Here is a 17,247-nt window from a genome sequence, read left to right as displayed (position 1 = left end):
CACGTCTTCACGCATGCTTGTTTCTCGCCATCTCTCGTCCGCCGCTGCGGGCGCCTTTCTTCTGCTCGCCGGCACGGCGGCACTCGCGCAGGCGAGCGCCGCCGCTCCACTGGGCATGGCCGAGGCCGTGCGCCTGGCCGCGACCTCGCACCCGAGCGTGCGCAACGCCGTCGGGCAGGCACTGCAGGCGGGCGAGGGCATTGCGGCCGCGCGTTCGGGCTACTACCCGCAGGTCAGCGCCGGCCTCAGCGCGCGCACGGGCAACCGTCAGCTCCAGGCCGACGGTCGCCGCCAGGTGCATCAGGCGTCGCTCTCGGTGACCCAGCTGCTGTACGACTTCGGCAAGGTGTCGAGCGCCGTGAACGAGGCCGAAGCCTCGGCCACTGCCGCGCGCGCCAAGCTGCTGGTGACGGTCGACGACGTGGTGCGCGACACCGCGCAGGCATGGATCGAAGTGCATCGCCAACAGGCACTCGGCGAGATCGCGCAGGCCCAGGTGAAGGGCGTGCAGTCGTTGGCGGGCCTGGTGGGCGAGCGCCAGGCCAAGGGCGCCACCAGCCAGTCCGACGTGGCGCAGGCGCAGTCGCGCCTGGAGGCCGCGCGCGCCCAGCAACTCAACACCGCATCGCAGGCCGAGCGCTGGCGCCTCAACCTCATGCATCTGACCCAGGGCCGCGTGCCGGCCGACATTGCCGGCGAAGCACCGGCACCCCTCGCGAGCGCCTGTACCGCGCAGCCGCAAACAGCCTTGCCCGTACCGGCCGTGCAGATGGCGCAGGCCGAGCGCGACATGGCGCAGGCCGCGCTGCGCGGCGCCGATGCGCAGTTGCTGCCCACGCTGTCGCTGAACGCCGCCGTCAACCGGGGGCTGGAATCGGGTGCCAGGGTCGCCGGCCAGTCGGGCAGCGAAAGCACGCTCACCGTGAACTTCACTGCGCCGCTGTACGAAGGCGGGCGCAGCCAGGCCCGCCAGCGCGCCGCCGCGCACGCCGTTGAAGCGGCCGAGGCCGCGCTGGGCTACGCGCAGCTCAACGTGCGGCAGCGGCTCGAGGACGCGCGCGTGCAGTCGCAAGGCCACGCGCTGCGCCTGCCCGTGCTTGCCGCGCGCGTGCACAGCACGCAGCGCACGCGCGACCTGTACCGCGAGCAGTACCTGCAACTGGGCACGCGCTCGCTGCTCGACCTGCTCAATGCCGAGCAGGAGTTCCACGGCGCACGTTTCGAGCAGGCCGAGAGCGCGCACGACGTGCAGCGGCTGGCGGTCGAGTGCCTGTACCAGTCGGGCCGCCTGCGCGAGGCCTTCGGGCTGGTCGACGCGGGCGAGCTCGTAGCCGGAGGTCAGCCATGACCGCGACCACCGTGCCCGAGCTTTCCGCCGCGCGCCGCCTCGTGTTGCTGGGAGGCTGGATCGACGCCGTGATGGCCGTTGCGGCCCACTACCAGCTCGACACCTCGCGCGAACGCATCCGCGTGGCCGCGCGCTGGACCGACAAACAGGACCTCGGCGAGAGCGTGCAGCAGATGGCCCGGATGGTCGGGTTGACGGTGCGCCGGGTCGCGCCGCGCCTGGACACCCTGAGCCCCTGGCGCCTGCCGGTGGTGCTGCAGCTGCGCGACGGCCAGGTGGCCGTCGTCACGGCCATCTCGGCGCAGGGCTTGTGCCTGGTCTTCGGCGGCGACGAGGGCGCCGAGACCCTTCGCACGGCCGACGAGCTGCAACCCGAGCTCGAGGCCATGAGCGTGCTGCGCCCTGCGCAGTCCGCACCCGATTCGCGCGTGGACGGCTACATCCGCCCCGTCGAGCCGCACTGGCTGCGCAGCATCGTGCTGGCCGACTGGCGGCCCTATGCCCACATCCTCGTGGCGTCGCTGGCCTACAACCTGCTGGCCCTGGCGGGCACGCTGTTCTCGATGCAGGTGTACGACCGCGTCGTGCCTGCGCAGTCGCTGCCCACGCTGTACGTGCTGTTCGGCGGCGTGCTGCTGTCGCTGTTGTTCAGCTGGGTCATGCGCGGCGCGCGCATGCGCATCACCGACGTGATCGGCAAGCGCGCCGACCTGCGCATCTCGGACCGCGTGTTCGGCCATGCCCTGCGCGTGCGCGGCACGGCGCGTCCGCGCGCCACCGGCACCTTCATCTCGCAGCTGCGCGAGCTGGAGCCCGTGCGCGAAATGCTCACGTCGACCACCGTGGCGGCGGTGGCGGACCTGCCGTTCTTCCTGCTGTTCTGCGTGCTCTTCTGGTTCGTCGCCGGATGGCTCGTGCTGGTGCCGTTGACTGCCTGCGTGCTGCTGCTGGTGCCCAGCCTGCTGGCGCAGCCGCGCCTGCGGGCGCTGGCCCAGGCGAACACGCGCGAATCGTCGCTGCGCAGCGCCATGCTGGTGGAGGCCGTGCAGGGCATGGACGACATCAAGGTGCTGCAGGCCGAGCCGCGCTTCCAGAACCAGTGGAACCACTACAACGCCGTCAACGCCGATTCCGGCCTGCGGCTGCGCGCGCTGCTCAACACGCTGGGCAACTGGTCGCAGACGGTGCAGGGCGGGGCCTTTGCCTTCGTCATCTTCTTCGGCGCGCCGCTGGTGATGGACGGGCACATGAGCACCGGCGTGCTCGTGGCCGCATCGATCCTGGCCACTCGCATGCTCGCGCCGCTGGCCGGCGTGACGCAGGTGCTCAACCGCTGGCAGCAGGCCAGGGTGGCCGGCGAGGCACTGGACCAGCTCATGAAGCTGCCGGTGGACCATCCGCCCCACGAGACGCGCGTGCATCGCCCTGCGGTGCAGGGCGAGTACATGCTGCGCGAAGCGGCCTTCAGCCACGATGGCCAGGCCCCCGCGTTGATGGTGAAAGCGCTGCGCATCGCGCCGGGCGAACGCATCGCCGTGCTGGGGCGCAACGGCGCGGGCAAGTCGACGCTGCTGCAGGCGCTGTCGGGCCTCATGCTGCCGCGCGCGGGCGCGGTGCTGCTCGACGGCGTGTCGCTGGCGCACATCGACCCCGCCGACGTGCGGCGCGACATCGGCCTGCTCGCGCAGGACGCGCGCCTGTTCCACGGCACCCTGCGCGAGAACCTGCAGCTGGGCGCGCCGCATGCCACCGATGCCGAACTGATGGCTGCGCTGCAGGCCACCGGCGCCTGGACCTTCGTGCGCGGCCTGCCCACCGGGCTGGACCATCCGCTGATGGAAGGCGGGCGTGGCCTGTCGGGCGGACAGCGCCAGAGCCTGCTGCTGGCGCGGCTGATGCTGCGCCGGCCGCAGGTGCTGCTGCTCGACGAACCCACGGCCTCTCTCGACGAATTGGCCGAACGCGAAGTCATCGACCAGCTGTGCACCTTGGCCGCGGGTCGCACGCTGGTGGTGGCGACGCACCGCCCGGCCGTGCTGGAAGCGGTCGACCGCATCCTCGTGGTCGATGGCGGCGCCATCGTGCTCGACGGCACGCGCGATCAGGTGATGACGCGGCTGCGCCAGGGCGCGGCGGGCACCAGCCAGGAGGGGAAGGCATGAACGCCGTGACCTTGACGCCGATGCCTGCGCGCACCGCGCCTGCGCAGGCCACATCGACCGCATCGACGGCCTCTGTCTGGGGCCCGGGCGGCCCTGACGATTTCGACGAGGCACGCGCCAGCGGCTCCGCGCGGGTCGTGTGGCTGGTCGTGCTCGGCCTGCTGGCCTTCTTCGCCTGGGCGTGGGTCTTCGAGATCGACGAAGTCTCCAGCGGCATGGGCAAGGTGATTCCGAGCTCGCGCGAACAGCGCATCCAGTCGCTCGAAGGCGGCATCCTGGCCGAGCTGCGTGTGCATGAAGGCCAGATCGTCGAGAAGGGGCAGGTGCTCGCACAGCTCGACCCGACCCGTGGCGAATCGAGCGTGGAAGAAACGGCAGCCCGCTACCGCGCCGCGCTGGCCGGCAGCGTGCGCCTGCGCGCCGAAGTGGAAGGGCGCGACAGCCTGCAGTTCCCCGCCGAACTCAAGGCGCATGCGCAACTGGTCGATTCCGAGACCGCGCTCTTCCGTTCGCGACGGGGCAGCCTGCACGACACCGTCGCCGGCCTGGGCCAGGCGCTGGCGCTGGTGCGCAAGGAACTCGACATCACCCGCTCGCTGCAGATCGGCGGCGCCGCCAGCAGCGTCGAGCTGATCCGCCTGCAGCGCCAGGCCACCGACCTGGAGCTGAAGATCTCCGAGGCGCGCTCCAACTACATGGTGCGCAGCCGCGAGGAACTCGCGAAGGCCGACGCCGAGGTGAAGTCGCTCTCGTCCGTGGTGCGCGGGCGTGCGGATTCGCTGGAGCGGCTCACGCTGAACTCGCCGGTGCGCGGCATCGTCAAGAGCCTGCAGGTCACCACCATCGGCGGCGTCGTGCCGCCCAACGGCTCGCTCCTGACGCTCGTGCCGCTGGACGACCAGCTGCTGGTGGAGGCGCGCATCTCGCCGCGCGACATCGCCTTCATGCGCCCCGGCCAGGAGGCGCTGGTCAAGATCACCGCCTACGACTACGCCGTGTACGGCGGCCTCAAGGGCGAGATCGTGACCATCGCGCCCGACACCCAGCGCGACGAGGTCAAGCCCGAGATCGTGTACTACCCCGTGCTCGTGCGGACCGCGTCCGACGCGCTCACCGACAAGGCCGGCCGCCGCATGCCCATCGTGCCCGGCATGGTCACCACCGCCGACATCCGCACCGGCCGCAAGACCGTGTGGGACTACCTGACCAAGCCGCTGAACAAGGCGCGCGAAGCCATGCGCGAGCGCTGAGAAGGTGCGAACGAACCCGCCATGTCCGCTCATTCCCCCCCACCCATCTGACCAAAGAGGACGCCAGCCATGAACCCAACCCCGCACGCATCACCCGCCGTTGCCACCTTCGTGCTCGCCGCCGCGCTGCTGAGCGCCGCCACCACCGCGACGGCCCGCGAGAATCCCGTGGACCCCGTGAGCAACCCCGACAAGCTGGACTACCGCGACGTCGAGGCGCGCCGCCCCGATTTCAAGGAACCTTTTCTGCGCGACGGCGTGGTGTCGCAGCCCGAGCGTTTTCGCACGATCAAGCCGGGCCTGGCCCAGGCCCAGGTGCTCGCCGTGCTCGGGCAGGCGCTGAAGCAGCAGCGCGGCGCGCTCGGCATGGAGTGGGACTACCACTTCAAATTCCAGATGCCGCAGTCGGCCAACTACCTCGTGTGCCAGTACAAGGTGGTGTTCGACGAGAGCCAGGCCGTGCGCAGCGCCGTGTGGCGTCGCCGGCAATGCCAGGACCTGCTGCCGCGCTGAGCCGCAGCGTCAACGAGCCGGTCAGCCAGCCCATGCCTTTCGATTCCAAGCGCGCGGCCCGTCCCTACGAGGCCTTCGTGTACGGCAACTCCGCCCACGAGCCGACGCGGCTCGCCGAGCGTTGCCTGGAGGTGATCGAGGGCACGCTGAAAAGCGTCGACCGTGTCGAGGCCTGCCTGCGCGCCGCCGAGATGGAACACGGCATCGGCATCCCCGCCATGACGCGCGCGCAGATCGCCGACGCCGCCGAATGGCATCGCGCCAAGCTGCAGGGCCTGCTGGCCGTGAAGCTGCAGCTCACCCACCGCGGCGGCGACATCCATCTGGTGGACGATCTGCACTTGGTCGTTCGCCTGAAGTCGCGGCTCACCGCACACAGCCATCGTCTGCCGGGGCTGTACCGCCGGATGCCGCATGGCTGATGGGGATGTCGCGGCCGTCGCGGTGAACGAAGCCTGCACGGCCGCCCCGGGAAGCACGCCGTGATCCGCCGCACCAAGCGCTTTCGCAGAAACCTTTACCGGTTGAGCGATGTGGCGCTGTGGCTGCTCCTCGTCGTCTTCGTCGCGCTGATCGTTGATGCAATGCTGGCCCGTTCAACCGGCTTCAATGAACGCCGGGACGATTCGCCAACGCGTGAATCCCACGGAAGTCCAAGCGCTCCAGCAGGTCAAGAAGCAGGGCCATGAACGGGGCGTAGGCGGTTTCGTCGGCGTGGCGTTCGATCCAGTGCTCGATGTCCGTGATGCGGCCCTGGAGCGCCAGGCTGGCGAGTTCGCTCAGCGCCCGATCCCCCGGCATGAAGTCTCGGGACATCGCCGGCGTCGGTGATGGTTCAGCAGGCGCTGTCTCCCGCTGCGCGACGACGGGCCAGTCTGCGTCGGAGGCATCGATCGGCACCGACAGCGCGAAGGAGAACGTGGCGCCCTGGCCAGGAGTACTGGTCACGCCCAGCGTTCCGCCCATGGCCGAGACAATGCGCTGCGCGATGAACAGGCCCAGCCCCGTGCTGCCGCTCGCGGCGTGAACCTGCTGGAAGGCACCGAAGATATCGACGTCCTGGCTTGTTTCGACGCCGATCCCGGTGTCGCTGACAGCGAAGCTCAAGACGCAGACGCGCCCCTCCCGCCTGGCCGTGACCGACAAGGTCACCACGCCGTCGTGCGTGAACTTCGCGGCGTTGGACAGCAGATTCAGCAGCACCTGCTGCATGCGTTTTCCGTCCAGGCTGATCTGCCGGGGCATTCGGTCGGAAGGGCGATAGCGAAAGCGGTTGTTCTGCTGCAAGCACAGGGCCACGGCGTACTCGGAGATGTCGTCCAGCAGGCGCAGCAGGTCGGTGGTGACCGGGCGGACCGTCAGGGGTTGCAACTCTGCCTTGGCATATTCCAGCAGTTCGTCGATCAGGTGGAGCTGGTACTTGACGCTGCGCTGGATGGTCAGCAGATGCCTGCGCTGGTTCTCGTGTGCGTCGGCGAGCAGGAGAGATGCGTACCCACTGATCGTCGCCAGCGGCGCGCGCAGATCATGGCCGATGTAGCCCAGGAGTTCGACTTTCTGATGAGCCGTTGCCTTGATGTCGGCCAGGGCTGCGCGCAGATCTGCATGCAAGGCGGATGCGTGCATATTGCCGAATGCAAGCGCGTAGCCTGTGTGGGTCAATTTCAAACCGAAGGTGAACAGGGTATGAAAACTTCCCGAAGCCAGAAAGTCCTGTGGCACGGGGAAAAACGGGGTGCCAGCCAGACGTGCGCCATGAACCAGCGACGCCAGCAACGCCAACAAGGCGACGGCGACAACTTCGGTATGGATGTTTCTCCCGCGCCCGAAGTCCATCGTGGACATGGTTTGAAGGGTCATCAGCGCGATCACGGACTGGGCCACGCTGTACACGTAGACACGCGCTGAGGTGTCGTACGTGACATAGGAGAAGTAGGCCAGCAATGCCACTTCCAGAAAGAGTACCCCTGCCATCCAGGGCAACCAGGAGCGGCGCCGATCGAAGAACAGGCAGATGCCTGCATAGAAAAGAACCGAGCTCAGTGTCGTGAAGAGATTCCCGACAAGGATGGAAAAGAAGTCCGGGATTCTGTCCCGCAAGATGATCAGCAAGGAGCCGATCCCGAAGGCAAGGAAGCCGACGCTCCAGACAAGCAGATAACGTCGTCTTCCCCTTGCCCACAGTGCCAGCATGCCCGCGGCAAGGACAAACTCCACCAGGGCCGTGAAGAACGCAGCAGTTCCCAGATTCAAGTTCATCTTGACTTCGAGCGGCTCGCAAAGAGCGTGTCATCGCCAGGCGCCTGATCGCCGTCTGACGATGCGCGTCGCTCCGAGGGGCTCTGATTCTGCGGTGCGATCTCATTCGCCGTCTTTGCCCGACGGTGCGTTGGCTTTGATGGAAAGGATTCGATCGCTCCCCGCAACACTTCGTTCGTCTATGCCTGAACGGGTATCTGCAAGCCGTGCTCTGTCGCGACGCACGGAAGGAATGAGCGCAAGGCCAGGTCAGCCCTGGCCGCGCAGAGTTGGCGAGCGCCGAGCCGGGCGCCGAGGGCGTTTCAGCCCTTTCGCATGGTGATCGCGTGAAAAGGGCAAGTCACTGCGCAATCGCTGCATCCCGTGCACCGATCCGCGTCTTGAAGCGTCGACGACTTCTGCCATTGCCTGACTTCGAGGCTGAGAAGGTGGAGGTCGCACGCGGCGACACACCAGCCGCAGCCCGTGCAACGCGCGGCGTCGACAACGGGCAGCCAACCGGGGCGGTGCGGGCGGCGAGGCTGATGTACATCCATCTGTGATTCCAACGAGCCGTATCGGCTGGGAAGGTAGCATGCCTCCAGCTCAAGTCGGCCAGGAGCGGCCTTCCGTCGCCACCCCTCAGCTTTGCGACCAGGCGGCTCTTGCAATGATCGGACATTGGGCCGAGTCAGAAAAAAACATGAACCAAGCCAACCCCTATTGGGCGGGCCTCGAGGTCGCGCTGGCCGACACGTCTGGGATCATCGTTCCCAAGGGTGAGGATGAGGCGGCGTACTTTGAGAAGCTCCGATCGAGTATTCGAGCTCACGCCACCGCCGCCGAGAAGGTGTCTGCCATCGTCGTCGAACCCGGGTTTTGTCATCGCGAACTCGGCACGACGATTACTGGATACTTGCTCGCGAAGTCGAAGGGTTACTGGCTGGTCTTCGAGCCTGACGAGGGCGAGTACTACTGTTTCTGGGGAGCAGACGCGGACAGCCTCGGAGCCTATGGCGTCTGCGGCAATCCGCTCTACTGCTGGTGGGACTGAGCGAGAAAGAAGACGACGCACCGGTCTCCCATCGGCGGGCGCTGACTACAACCAGGAAGAATGGAAGTTGTTTGAGCTCCTGGATCGCAGCGCCAAGCGTCGCATGCGAGGGGTATCGGTCGCCCAGTTCGCGTCTCGTCTTCATGTTGGCTCTGACCAAGCAAGCATGAGCACGCTAGGACTGGTGGGAGTGCTTCAGGAGATTTGCCTAAGATCGACCGAGCCTAGGTATGTTTCTCGATGCGAGCGCTACGTCCGCTAGTAAATACGGCGACCTCTCGGCACATCGGAAAGCAAGCGCATGGTGGATTTCGCGACGGCCCCGAGCGTCCGCTTTGAGGCACATCGAGTGTTAGCGTTGAGCCCCTTCGCGACGACTGCGCGACCGGCCAAAAGCAGCCACTCGGCGGGCTCATCGAATATGAAAATCGAAGATTGCCAGATCGAGTTCCGGCGCCGCCTCAAGGCTGTTGGCAAGAAGGTAGCTGGCCTGATGCCTGGCACTAACGTAGGTTGGCGCAGGAGCAGAGACTATGCAGCCGGGCGATCACTTGACATGAATTCTGGGCGAGAACTTTGCCATCGGCGAACTCGCCTCGCACGTCGGCATGCCAGCCAAATACCGCGCCATCGTGCCGATGTCCGTCTCTGAAAGGGGCGTGCCGTTGGTCGCACCGTATCCGGGCTATCGACCGAAAACTTCCAATCACCGCATGGCCAGGTCCAGACCCATCCAATTGCAAAATTCAAAGGTGAGGAAGAGCACGAGGAACGCAGAAGCGACGAACCCCCCGCCCACCTTGATGGATGTCAGTACCACTGCAGCTGTCTTTTGATTCTTGTCCTTCTGTCCCCGTTCGTAATGCCACTTGACGGCTAAATACATGCCCAGGCTGAGCACGAGAACCTTGAAAACAACAAAAGAGATAGGGATTGAATCCATGATTTAAAGGAGAAGAATGGTGGTAGATGGCGAAGCGCCCGAGTGCGGCGAGTAGCCCAATAGACCGATGAAGAAACGGATAAACAATCCAATGAAACGGTTGCGGTGAACTGAATGGGCGTCCGCAAGGCGCGCCGAAAGACACGCAAGACATGGGTCGAAAGGCAGGGCAGTCCGCCGGCACCACAGAAGCACTCTCATCGTGCTGTCGAGTGTTCATCTTCCAGACTGATACGTACAGAACCAGATCGCCTGAAAATTTTCGTATCAGATGCAAGGAGGCCGGTAGTCGCTCCGGGGCACATCGACGTCTGATACGAAAATCTCGGGAGCGGTCCAGAATGACCGTATCAGAAGAAGATGCCCATGAATCGCTACGAGAAGCTTGCCGACAACATCGCTCAGCGCATTCGCGCGGGTAGCCTGAAGGCGAACGATCGCCTTCCCTCCGTGCGCGAACTGAAGTCGCAAATGGGCATCAGTGCATCCACCGTGTTCTCTGCCTACTACCTGCTGGAGGCGCAAGGGCTTGTCGAAGCGCGGCAGCGGTCGGGATACTTCGTCCGAGCGCGCGCGGAAGTGCCGGCCAACGAACTCGCCGCCAGCGAGCCAGTCCTGCGGTCCATGTCGGTCGACGTCTCGTCGCTAGTCTTTCAGGTCCTTGCACAGGCTCGCGAGCGCGATATGGTCCCGCTCGGCTCGGCCTTTCCGTCGCCAGAGCTGTTTCCCTTCGAGCAACTTGCCGCCGGCCTGACGCGAGCGCTCAAGCGGATGGATCCTTGGCAGACCGTCGAAGATTTGTCACCAGGAAACGCCCAATTGCGCCATCAAATCTCCCTCCGCTACGGCAGCGTCGGGATGGATGTTCCTGCGTCTGAACTGGTCATCACCAGCGGGGCGATGGAAGCCCTCAATCTTGCACTCGAATCGGTGACGCAGCCAGGCGACCTCGTGGCGATCGAAACGCCAACCTTTTATGGTGCGTTGCAGGCACTGGAGCGGCGCGGTCTTCGCGCGGTCGAGGTTGAGACGCACCCGCGAACAGGCGTGGATCTCGACTCTCTTGCTCGCGTGATCGACCAGCATCCGGTGAAGGCCTGCTGGTTCATGCCGACCTTCCAGAATCCGATGGGCTGCACCATGAGCGACGCAGCCAAAGAGCAACTGGTCAGCATGCTCGCCACCCGCGCCATACCGCTGATCGAAGACGACGTGTACGGCGAGCTCGCGCATGGGGCTCGCAGACCGCCACCAGCCAAGGCCTGGGACCGGGCTGGCTGGGTGCTGCACTGCAGTTCTTTCTCGAAATCCCTGGCACCCGGATATCGCATCGGTTGGGTAGCGGGCGGTCGCTTTGCAGCCACCTTGGGTCGCAACAAGTTGATGAGCTCGCTGGCGACGGCACTCCCCTCGCAACTGGCGTTGCAGGAGTACCTGCAACACAAGAGTTTCGATCGTCACCTGCGCGCCCTGCGGCATTCGCTCAGCCGCCAGCAGGCTGCATGCTTGCGATTTATCGATCGATACTTTCCGACTGGAACGCGGGTCACGCGCCCCGAGGGCGGCTATTTCCTGTGGCTCGCGCTGCCAGAAGGTATCGACTCGCTCGCACTGCACCAGGACGCTCTTCGGCTCGGCATAGGCGTAGCGCCGGGCCATTTGTTTTCAGCCGACCGCCGATACACCCGGCACCTGCGCATCAACTACGGGTATCTCGGCGACCCGCGCCTGGAAGGGGCTATCAGGAATCTTGGAGATCTCGCCAACGCGCAGCTGAAATCTACAACTGGAAAATCGGGGCCGATCTTCGAGGAACGTTCGTCGAGACCCTAGTTTGCGTCCATGCAGGTCGAGGTCCGCCGCCTTCGACTGACTCTCAACGTCACGCGTGCCGCTTCTGTCCAGTTGCGGCTTAAAGAACCCGCAGCACCTCAAACTGCTGTCGGATTGGAGCGACCTGTATCGACACCTCATCACCCTCGCATTTGCCCAGCATTGCCCTACCCAAAGGGGCTTCGCTGCTGATGACCTGAACAAGCTGCGTGCCGCTGACCAACGTCATGCTGCCCCCATCCGGGCCGAGAAAGAGCTGTTGCTGCTTGTCGTCGGAATCGACCAAGCAGACCAGCGAGCCGAGCTGTATGCCTTTGATGGCGTCGTAGGGACGCGGGCGGAATCGGCGCCAATTGGCCATCGCCAGGCGTATGGCTTCGGCGCGCCGAGCTTGGCCGGTGGCAAGGTAGGCGGCTTCGAGTCCCAATGTGTCGTACTTGTTTTCGGCGATGTTCTCTTCGTGAGTCGCCGTTTCATGGGCTGCCCGCACTGCCTGTTCGGCTTGCAGCAGGTCTTCGGCGAGCCGTTCCAGCACCTGCTGTTGCAGCAAGAATTTATCCATGACGAAAGGTCGCTATCTCGAACAAGGGGGGCAGGTTTTGATTATGGAGGGCTCCAGAAGCCTTCGACGCTTCTGTTGGCTGCAGGTTAACTTCAGCAATGGGCCCTTTGCGCCAGTTGTGCGCGAGGCTACAGTCGGCCACAAGCCGACCTTCGAAAGCGGCTCGCAGTCGTGTCAAAAATGAGGAGATTGGAACGACATGGTGGTGCGTAAAGACGAGGTGACGGTAGATCTGAACGACGTGAGCAGCTCGCTCGAACTTCAGAGTCGACTGATGACCTCGCTCGACTTTCCAGGGTGGTACGGCCGGAACTGGGACGCCTTCTGGGACGCAATCACAGGGTTGGTGGACATGCCGCACCGGCTGCGATTTGTCGGCTGGACCGACTTCGCAGACCGCCATCCGCGTGATGCCAAGCAACTCCGTGAGTGCCTTGCCAGGATGCGAGCCGAACTGCCAATCCATGCAGCCGTCGTTGCCTATGACTAGGGGCGGGACGCGGCCATGATCGGACCTTCGTTCACACGGTCCAGCTCGCGAATATCCTCGGCTCGGCGAGAACCCAGTCATTCGCACACGAGGTCCACTGAATGATCAGCACGTGCCGCACGTTGGTTGAAGACCTGGCTGCTGAGTCGCCAGCGCTGGCGGGAGCGCTTCGGGAAGCGAAGGAATACTGGGCACCGGACGAACCGCCGGTGACCTCGCTCTTGGCGACTTTAGCGAGCTGTCTGGTTGATCCCTCTGCTGAATCAACGGCCCCCGAAACGGAGCGCGCTTTGCACATCGTCGACGCCGCAATGGCGAGCGGGGATGCTGATCTGGTCACCGCTGCCGCGACCGGCTTCATCGAGGGACTGGCCGCGTCGGCGGACAGGCATGGTGTCCTGACAACATTCCTTGCCGCACTTGGCCCGGTTTCTCGCAGCCACGCTGACCTGTGGCTATCCTTCGAGGGCTGAGGTCGACCATCAGGAGTCACTGTCTACCAGCCGATTCCGGACAACCCAGCCGGCCTGGCGCACGCCCCGGTGCTGGGTCCTGCGATTTGAAAAACAACAAGGAGATCACTGTGCTCAAACCATCATCACGTCGCCGTTCCTCCATGCAGCTCACGACGTGCGGCGTGCTCGCGGCACTGGGGCTGCTGAGCGGCTGCTCCACTTTGACGACATCCCCCGGCGCGCCGTTGACGGCCCAGGGGCCGGCAGGCCTGGCGTTTTACCAGCCGCCGACGCCGTTGCCGGCCGGCCGGCCAGGGGACGTCATCTGGGCGCGGCCTGTGACCAACGACGCAGCACTGCCCTCGGCGGCGCAGAACTGGCTGGTGCTGTACCGTTCGACCAACATTGCAGGTCAGCCGGTGGCCGTCTCGGGCACCGTGGCAATCCCGAAGGGCGCGCCGCCGGCCAATGGCTGGCCGGTGATCAGCTGGACGCACGGCACCACGGGCATTGCCGACATCTGCGCTCCGTCGCGCAACGACAGCACGTTTCCGCCGCGCGGCTACGTCAACCTGATGAATGCCAGCCTGGACCAGTGGGTGGCCAAGGGCTATGCGGTGGTCCAGACCGACTACGAGGGCCTGGGAACGCCCGGCACCCACCCGTACCTGGTGATGGATTCCGAAGCGCGCGGCGCTGTGGACATGGTGCGCGCAGCGCGCCGGATCAGCCCCGCGCTCAGCCGCGACTGGCTGGTGATGGGCCATTCGCAGGGTGGCGGCGCGGCGGCGTACACCGGGTACATGGGGCCGGTGTACGGGCAGGAGCTGAACCTCAAGGGCGCCGTCGCCATCTCGCCTTCCTCGCACATGAGCCTGCTGGTGCAACTGGCGCAGAAGAAGCCGGAGCAGCCCAGCGATCCCTACGGCACGCTGCTGTTCCATAGCGTCGCAGCAGCGGCGCCGGGCGTCAACCTGGCCGAGCTGCTGACGCCGACCGGACGTCAGGTCGACAGCCAGGTCGACGCCAAGTGCGTCGGCGACCTGCGCAACAACTACAAGGTCGGCGAGGTGATGAACATGAATGCCGACTTCCGCGCCCTGAACGGCGCCCTGGCGACGCTCATGGACACACAGAACGCGCGCCCGTCAGTGCCCGTGCTGGTGCTGCAGGCCGACCAGGACGAGGCCGTGCCCAAGCCCATCACCGACCTCCTGGTGGCGCGCTACAAAGGGCTCGGCGTAGCAGTGGACTACCGCACCTACCAGATCACCGACAAGCGCGGCGCGGCGTCCAACCATCAGGCCACCGTCGCCTACTCGCTGCCCGACGCGATGGCCTGGGCCGCACAGCACCTGCCATCCGGTCGGCCGTAACGGTCGCCGAAGGCTCAACTGAACGATGTCACTCCGGCCATGGGGGCTGAAACTCAGCTCCCCGCGCCTCTTGCGCTGGAGCGAAAGGACGTCCCAACCAACTGTGTCGTCCGCGCGGAAGAGACTATTTCGCGGGTGAGAAAGAGGTTGGCGCCAGGAACGAGCTGGCCATGTTCGCAACGATCGGCCCGGCTGCCTCGCTCGCCTTTCTGACCTCGACCCATTCGGGATCGACGACAAACCTGCCCCACTTGACCTCACGATCGGCCAGGCTCTCCCAGACAAGCATGTAGGTCAGCGCGTTGCTGTCAGGTCCGACTGCAGTCGTCCAATATCCGAGTTGACGAATTCCCAGCCGGTTCCAGATGCCCACGGTGTGATCGCGAAATCTGGCAAGAACGTCGGGTAGCCGGCCGGGCATTGCGGTATAGACGCGCAGTTCATAGATCATCGACATGAGTCCTGAAAAGAGGGTTGTGAGTTGACGGGCTGGCGGGCGTGGTCGCCAGGCTCACATTGTGTCTGCCAGCTTCGTCGCATCTGGCGCGGACCTGCGGGAGCCAGTCAAGAGAGCAGCAGGGTCAAGGACAGCGTAGCGACGCGTCAAGTTCATGAATGACCGCTTCGGAGCGGGGCCCGTGCCCGCCTTGGGCCCGCTCCTGCGGGTCCGTTCTTCAGTAGGAGCCCGGTGGCGGGATGTGCTTCAAGCGCCGGGTCGTGGTCAGACTGATGAATCGGGCGCGCGCGACACCGAGCCGCGCGCGCCCGGCGCCGACCACGCCGCCAACGGTCGACTTGACTGCGTCCGCGGTCGGCGACTCCCCCGGATACGAGGGTGACAGGCCGCACTTGCGCATCAGCCGGTTCACCTGGTGAATGCGGGCCACCTCGCGCGTGACTGCGGTGTAGAAGGTCACCCCGATCGAGATCGACAGGCGATTGCCAGCGGTGGTCCGGTCAACCAAGGATCTCGTCATGTGGGGCGAGGTGCTCGGGAAGTACACGGCATCCCCCGGTTGTGCATCGAACTCCTGCCCGCGCGGCAGGAAGGCTTCATCGAAGCGCACTTTCTTGAGCGACTGCGTGACGATGAAGTCCTCCACGGCATCGGCCGGCACGATGCTGCGATCGCGGTGATCCCACACGTTGAGCAGCTTGCGCCCGTGCAACTGCAACCAGAAGTTGTTCTCGCGATCGATGTGAAAGGGCGTGACGGAAGGCGGGGCAGAGAAGAAGACGAATCCATTCACCCTGAAGATGTGCGGTTGCTCGCGCTCCACGAGTGAGCGCATGGAGTTCACCACCCGCATCAGGAGCGCCTGATAGCGGGGGATGACTTCGATGTTGTAGAAGGCAACCGACGAACCCGGCTCCTCCATGCGTTGGAAGAATTCCTCGATGCTGCGCCCGTCGGGATGCCGGTTGTCGTGCGCGAGCGAAGACGAGACCGTTCTGTCCGAATTCATGAACCTGCATTGGTCCGTCTTCGAGAGTTCAATCCCGAGCTTCACAAGTTCGGGCACTTGAAACAAGGGGTGCTCGTGAAAGTTGTGGTGCATCGGCGTGATCCTCTGGGTAGAGAAGTTCCCGGGATCGTCCATCCACACGCGGTATGTCGTTTCCGAGGTCCCGACAGAACTCATGCTGGTTGCATGCATCGCACCCTCCAGATCGCTTTTGGACTCCCGCCCCCTCGAATGAGGTCGGGATGAAGTCCGAGGGCAAAAGCAGTACTTTCAGGATCAATGTTGGGGCGAAATTCTGAATACTTCCTGACTATGGAGCGACGTCTCCATGAGATCCGCTTCAACGAAGGACGCTTTGGTCCTTGTGCTGGAAGATCAATGCAACCTGCAGGCCGCCCCTCCCCGGACAGCAATCGCCGCGCACCTGGCTCGGAGGTCGCGAGCTACCGGTTCCGGTGGAATCCCACAAACGCGGTATTTCGTTTGCAATCAACCTCAATAGATTCGAGCAACTGGCAAGCAAGGGGTGGCGTAGAAAAAGTGCGTGTGCCGCCGTGCTTGGCGCGGTCTTTTCGTCATTGGTATTCGCTCCATGCGGGCCGGAGCGGCGAGTAGGCCTTGCAAGGGAAGGCATCCAAAAGGAAAGAGGATGGCCAGAGTTTTTGCAATTCAAGGTTGGTTGAACGAGGTCTCAAAGGAGCTCACATGATTCGAATTTCTCTCACCCTCTTGCTGGCACTGGTGTCTTCTTCCGCGCTTGCCAGCAATTGGACGACATCCATGGACAACAAAAGAAAATGTGAAACCGCCGCCTTTCAGGCGGAGAAGAATCGCCAGGGCATGGCGGCCAATCACTACAGGCAATGCGCCAAGGAATTTCTGGCGGCCGCCCAGTATTTCCGGGAGAACGATCAGTCGTACAACGGAAAAACGGCTTTCCAGCGTGGGCTGGATCAATACAACAAGGGGAACATGCAATAGCCGGCAGGCCGTCGCATGACACCGCACGTTGAACCTCTTCTAAACAGCCGGCCATGGCGACCCTGAAGCTCACCAACTACAACGCAGTGGTCGCCCGGCTGTTGGCCTTCCTGCTGTTCGGCGTGCCCGGTGCACTGGGTTTTCTGTACGGCACCTATCTGTGGTTCCAGGAAGGTGGCAGCCTGTCGGACTGGGCATCGCTGAAGGAGTTGGGCGGGCCGCTGCTGGGCCTCGGCATTGCCGTTGTGTTCACCTGGATGGCAGTCACCACCGACTGGAGCGTCACGCTCGATGCGCAAGGGTTGCGGGTGCGCAGCCTCACCATGTCCCGCGACTACGGCTGGCCCGATCTGCGCGCGGTGGCGCTGCGCAGCGTGAAAACCAAGGTCGCGTTGGTCGGCAACCTCGGGCCGACAGTGAACCAGACCTTGAACATCAGCTTTGTCTTCGGTGCCACCACGCAGCAGTCCGTGCACGAAGTGCTGATCGGAAAGACCGATGTCGAAAGCCTGGTGCAATTCATGAAGATGGCCGGCAGGGGCGACTTGCTCTAGCAAGCATCGAGAACAAATGGAG

At 64.5% G+C, this 17,247-nt stretch carries 18 protein-coding genes; 12 read left to right on the top strand and 6 right to left on the bottom strand.

All coding sequences use genetic code 11. The features are described from left to right. Positions 1 to 13 precede the first annotated feature (13 nt). From D3H34_RS08425 to D3H34_RS08405, 5 genes are all read left to right on the top strand, one after another. On the top strand, positions 14 to 1,348 hold the full coding sequence (locus D3H34_RS08425) for a TolC family outer membrane protein (protein ID WP_119552992.1): 1,335 nt from the start codon (positions 14 to 16) through the stop codon (positions 1,346 to 1,348). Further along, the gene (locus tag D3H34_RS08420) at positions 1,345 to 3,510 is read left to right on the top strand and encodes a type I secretion system permease/ATPase (RefSeq protein WP_119552991.1); all 2,166 of its coding nucleotides are present in this window, start codon (positions 1,345 to 1,347) and stop codon (positions 3,508 to 3,510) included. The genes D3H34_RS08425 and D3H34_RS08420 overlap by 4 nt, the downstream gene beginning before the upstream one ends. After that, positions 3,507 to 4,760, top strand: a complete 1,254-nt coding sequence (locus tag D3H34_RS08415; RefSeq protein ID WP_119552990.1) for a beta-barrel domain-containing protein — start codon at positions 3,507 to 3,509, stop codon at positions 4,758 to 4,760. The genes D3H34_RS08420 and D3H34_RS08415 overlap by 4 nt, the downstream gene beginning before the upstream one ends. Before the next feature lie 69 nt (positions 4,761 to 4,829). After that, entirely contained in the window at positions 4,830 to 5,273 is a 444-nt protein-coding gene (gene bamE, locus D3H34_RS08410) for an outer membrane protein assembly factor BamE domain-containing protein (protein ID WP_119552989.1), read from the top strand. Next, on the top strand, positions 5,249 to 5,695 hold the full coding sequence (locus tag D3H34_RS08405; RefSeq protein ID WP_147400410.1) for a hypothetical protein: 447 nt from the start codon (positions 5,249 to 5,251) through the stop codon (positions 5,693 to 5,695). The genes bamE and D3H34_RS08405 overlap by 25 nt, the downstream gene beginning before the upstream one ends. Before the next feature lie 184 nt (positions 5,696 to 5,879). On the opposite strand, the gene D3H34_RS08400 is transcribed toward D3H34_RS08405, so the two are convergent. Next, positions 5,880 to 7,532 (bottom strand): sensor histidine kinase, encoded by a 1,653-nt coding sequence (locus tag D3H34_RS08400; RefSeq protein WP_119552987.1) that lies wholly within the window; start codon positions 7,530 to 7,532, stop codon positions 5,880 to 5,882. Positions 7,533 to 7,834: 302 nt separating this feature from the next. Then, positions 7,835 to 8,068 (bottom strand): ATP-binding protein, encoded by a 234-nt coding sequence (locus D3H34_RS08395; RefSeq protein ID WP_119552986.1) that lies wholly within the window; start codon positions 8,066 to 8,068, stop codon positions 7,835 to 7,837. Positions 8,069 to 8,214: 146 nt separating this feature from the next. On the opposite strand from D3H34_RS08395, the gene D3H34_RS08390 reads away from it, so the two are divergent. Beyond that, the gene (locus tag D3H34_RS08390) at positions 8,215 to 8,565 is read left to right on the top strand and encodes a hypothetical protein (protein ID WP_119552985.1); all 351 of its coding nucleotides are present in this window, start codon (positions 8,215 to 8,217) and stop codon (positions 8,563 to 8,565) included. Between the two features lie 706 nt (positions 8,566 to 9,271). Here the strand turns inward: D3H34_RS08390 and D3H34_RS08385 are convergent. Further along, the gene (locus D3H34_RS08385; protein ID WP_119552984.1) at positions 9,272 to 9,508 is read right to left on the bottom strand and encodes a hypothetical protein; all 237 of its coding nucleotides are present in this window, start codon (positions 9,506 to 9,508) and stop codon (positions 9,272 to 9,274) included. A 366-nt stretch (positions 9,509 to 9,874) separates the two neighbouring features. Between D3H34_RS08385 and D3H34_RS08380 the strand changes: the two genes are divergently transcribed. Beyond that, positions 9,875 to 11,341 (top strand): aminotransferase-like domain-containing protein, encoded by a 1,467-nt coding sequence (locus tag D3H34_RS08380; protein WP_119552983.1) that lies wholly within the window; start codon positions 9,875 to 9,877, stop codon positions 11,339 to 11,341. A 79-nt stretch (positions 11,342 to 11,420) separates the two neighbouring features. Here the strand turns inward: D3H34_RS08380 and D3H34_RS08375 are convergent, their stop codons facing one another. Next, the gene (locus tag D3H34_RS08375) at positions 11,421 to 11,903 is read right to left on the bottom strand and encodes a GreA/GreB family elongation factor (protein WP_119552982.1); all 483 of its coding nucleotides are present in this window, start codon (positions 11,901 to 11,903) and stop codon (positions 11,421 to 11,423) included. 199 nt (positions 11,904 to 12,102) lie between these two features. On the opposite strand from D3H34_RS08375, the gene D3H34_RS08370 reads away from it, so the two are divergent. The 3 genes from D3H34_RS08370 to D3H34_RS08360 all read left to right on the top strand — a co-directional run bounded on the left by D3H34_RS08370 (position 12,103) and on the right by D3H34_RS08360 (position 14,224). Next, complete coding sequence (locus tag D3H34_RS08370; protein WP_119552981.1) at positions 12,103 to 12,393, top strand: barstar family protein; 291 nt, start codon at positions 12,103 to 12,105, stop codon at positions 12,391 to 12,393. 101 nt (positions 12,394 to 12,494) lie between these two features. Beyond that, positions 12,495 to 12,866, top strand: a complete 372-nt coding sequence (locus D3H34_RS08365) for a DUF7674 family protein (protein WP_119552980.1) — start codon at positions 12,495 to 12,497, stop codon at positions 12,864 to 12,866. A gap of 143 nt (positions 12,867 to 13,009) precedes the next feature. Then, entirely contained in the window at positions 13,010 to 14,224 is a 1,215-nt protein-coding gene (locus D3H34_RS08360) for a lipase family protein (RefSeq protein WP_119552979.1), read from the top strand. A gap of 124 nt (positions 14,225 to 14,348) precedes the next feature. On the opposite strand, the gene D3H34_RS08355 is transcribed toward D3H34_RS08360, so the two are convergent. After that, a complete protein-coding gene (locus tag D3H34_RS08355; protein WP_119553005.1) occupies positions 14,349 to 14,675 on the bottom strand; it encodes an NIPSNAP family protein in 327 nt (108 codons plus the stop codon). A gap of 223 nt (positions 14,676 to 14,898) precedes the next feature. Next, positions 14,899 to 15,783: a JmjC domain-containing protein gene (locus D3H34_RS08350; protein WP_286185536.1), complete on the bottom strand. Its 885-nt coding sequence runs from the start codon at positions 15,781 to 15,783 to the stop codon at positions 14,899 to 14,901. Between the two features lie 612 nt (positions 15,784 to 16,395). Here D3H34_RS08350 and D3H34_RS08345 point away from each other — a divergent pair. Continuing rightward, on the top strand, positions 16,396 to 16,671 hold the full coding sequence (locus D3H34_RS08345) for a hypothetical protein (protein ID WP_119552977.1): 276 nt from the start codon (positions 16,396 to 16,398) through the stop codon (positions 16,669 to 16,671). 53 nt (positions 16,672 to 16,724) lie between these two features. Then, complete coding sequence (locus D3H34_RS08340; RefSeq protein WP_119552976.1) at positions 16,725 to 17,225, top strand: hypothetical protein; 501 nt, start codon at positions 16,725 to 16,727, stop codon at positions 17,223 to 17,225. Positions 17,226 to 17,247: the final 22 nt, after the last annotated feature.

The organism is Acidovorax cavernicola (assembly GCF_003581445.1).
Note: the sequence above shows the minus strand (reverse complement) of the source record. Positions and strands in the feature narration are given on the sequence as shown.

Excerpts from the sequence above, each read along its gene's own strand:
- D3H34_RS08415 (WP_119552990.1), top strand. The coding sequence starts at position 3,507 with ATGAACGCCGTGACCTTGACGCCGATGCCTGCGCGCACCGCGCCTGCG.
- D3H34_RS08405 (WP_147400410.1), top strand. The coding sequence starts at position 5,249 with ATGCCAGGACCTGCTGCCGCGCTGAGCCGCAGCGTCAACGAGCCGGTC.
- D3H34_RS08360 (WP_119552979.1), top strand. The coding sequence starts at position 13,010 with ATGCAGCTCACGACGTGCGGCGTGCTCGCGGCACTGGGGCTGCTGAGC.
- D3H34_RS08385 (WP_119552984.1), bottom strand. The coding sequence starts at position 9,508 with ATGGATTCAATCCCTATCTCTTTTGTTGTTTTCAAGGTTCTCGTGCTC.
- D3H34_RS08355 (WP_119553005.1), bottom strand. The coding sequence starts at position 14,675 with ATGATCTATGAACTGCGCGTCTATACCGCAATGCCCGGCCGGCTACCC.
- D3H34_RS08345 (WP_119552977.1), top strand. The coding sequence starts at position 16,396 with ATGATTCGAATTTCTCTCACCCTCTTGCTGGCACTGGTGTCTTCTTCC.
- D3H34_RS08370 (WP_119552981.1), top strand. The coding sequence starts at position 12,103 with ATGGTGGTGCGTAAAGACGAGGTGACGGTAGATCTGAACGACGTGAGC.
- D3H34_RS08390 (WP_119552985.1), top strand. The coding sequence starts at position 8,215 with ATGAACCAAGCCAACCCCTATTGGGCGGGCCTCGAGGTCGCGCTGGCC.
- D3H34_RS08375 (WP_119552982.1), bottom strand. The coding sequence starts at position 11,903 with ATGGATAAATTCTTGCTGCAACAGCAGGTGCTGGAACGGCTCGCCGAA.
- D3H34_RS08340 (WP_119552976.1), top strand. The coding sequence starts at position 16,725 with ATGGCGACCCTGAAGCTCACCAACTACAACGCAGTGGTCGCCCGGCTG.
- bamE (WP_119552989.1), top strand. The coding sequence starts at position 4,830 with ATGAACCCAACCCCGCACGCATCACCCGCCGTTGCCACCTTCGTGCTC.
- D3H34_RS08420 (WP_119552991.1), top strand. The coding sequence starts at position 1,345 with ATGACCGCGACCACCGTGCCCGAGCTTTCCGCCGCGCGCCGCCTCGTG.
- D3H34_RS08350 (WP_286185536.1), bottom strand. The coding sequence starts at position 15,783 with ATGCACCACAACTTTCACGAGCACCCCTTGTTTCAAGTGCCCGAACTT.
- D3H34_RS08425 (WP_119552992.1), top strand. The coding sequence starts at position 14 with ATGCTTGTTTCTCGCCATCTCTCGTCCGCCGCTGCGGGCGCCTTTCTT.
- D3H34_RS08380 (WP_119552983.1), top strand. The coding sequence starts at position 9,875 with ATGAATCGCTACGAGAAGCTTGCCGACAACATCGCTCAGCGCATTCGC.
- D3H34_RS08400 (WP_119552987.1), bottom strand. The coding sequence starts at position 7,532 with ATGAACTTGAATCTGGGAACTGCTGCGTTCTTCACGGCCCTGGTGGAG.
- D3H34_RS08365 (WP_119552980.1), top strand. The coding sequence starts at position 12,495 with ATGATCAGCACGTGCCGCACGTTGGTTGAAGACCTGGCTGCTGAGTCG.
- D3H34_RS08395 (WP_119552986.1), bottom strand. The coding sequence starts at position 8,068 with ATGGATGTACATCAGCCTCGCCGCCCGCACCGCCCCGGTTGGCTGCCC.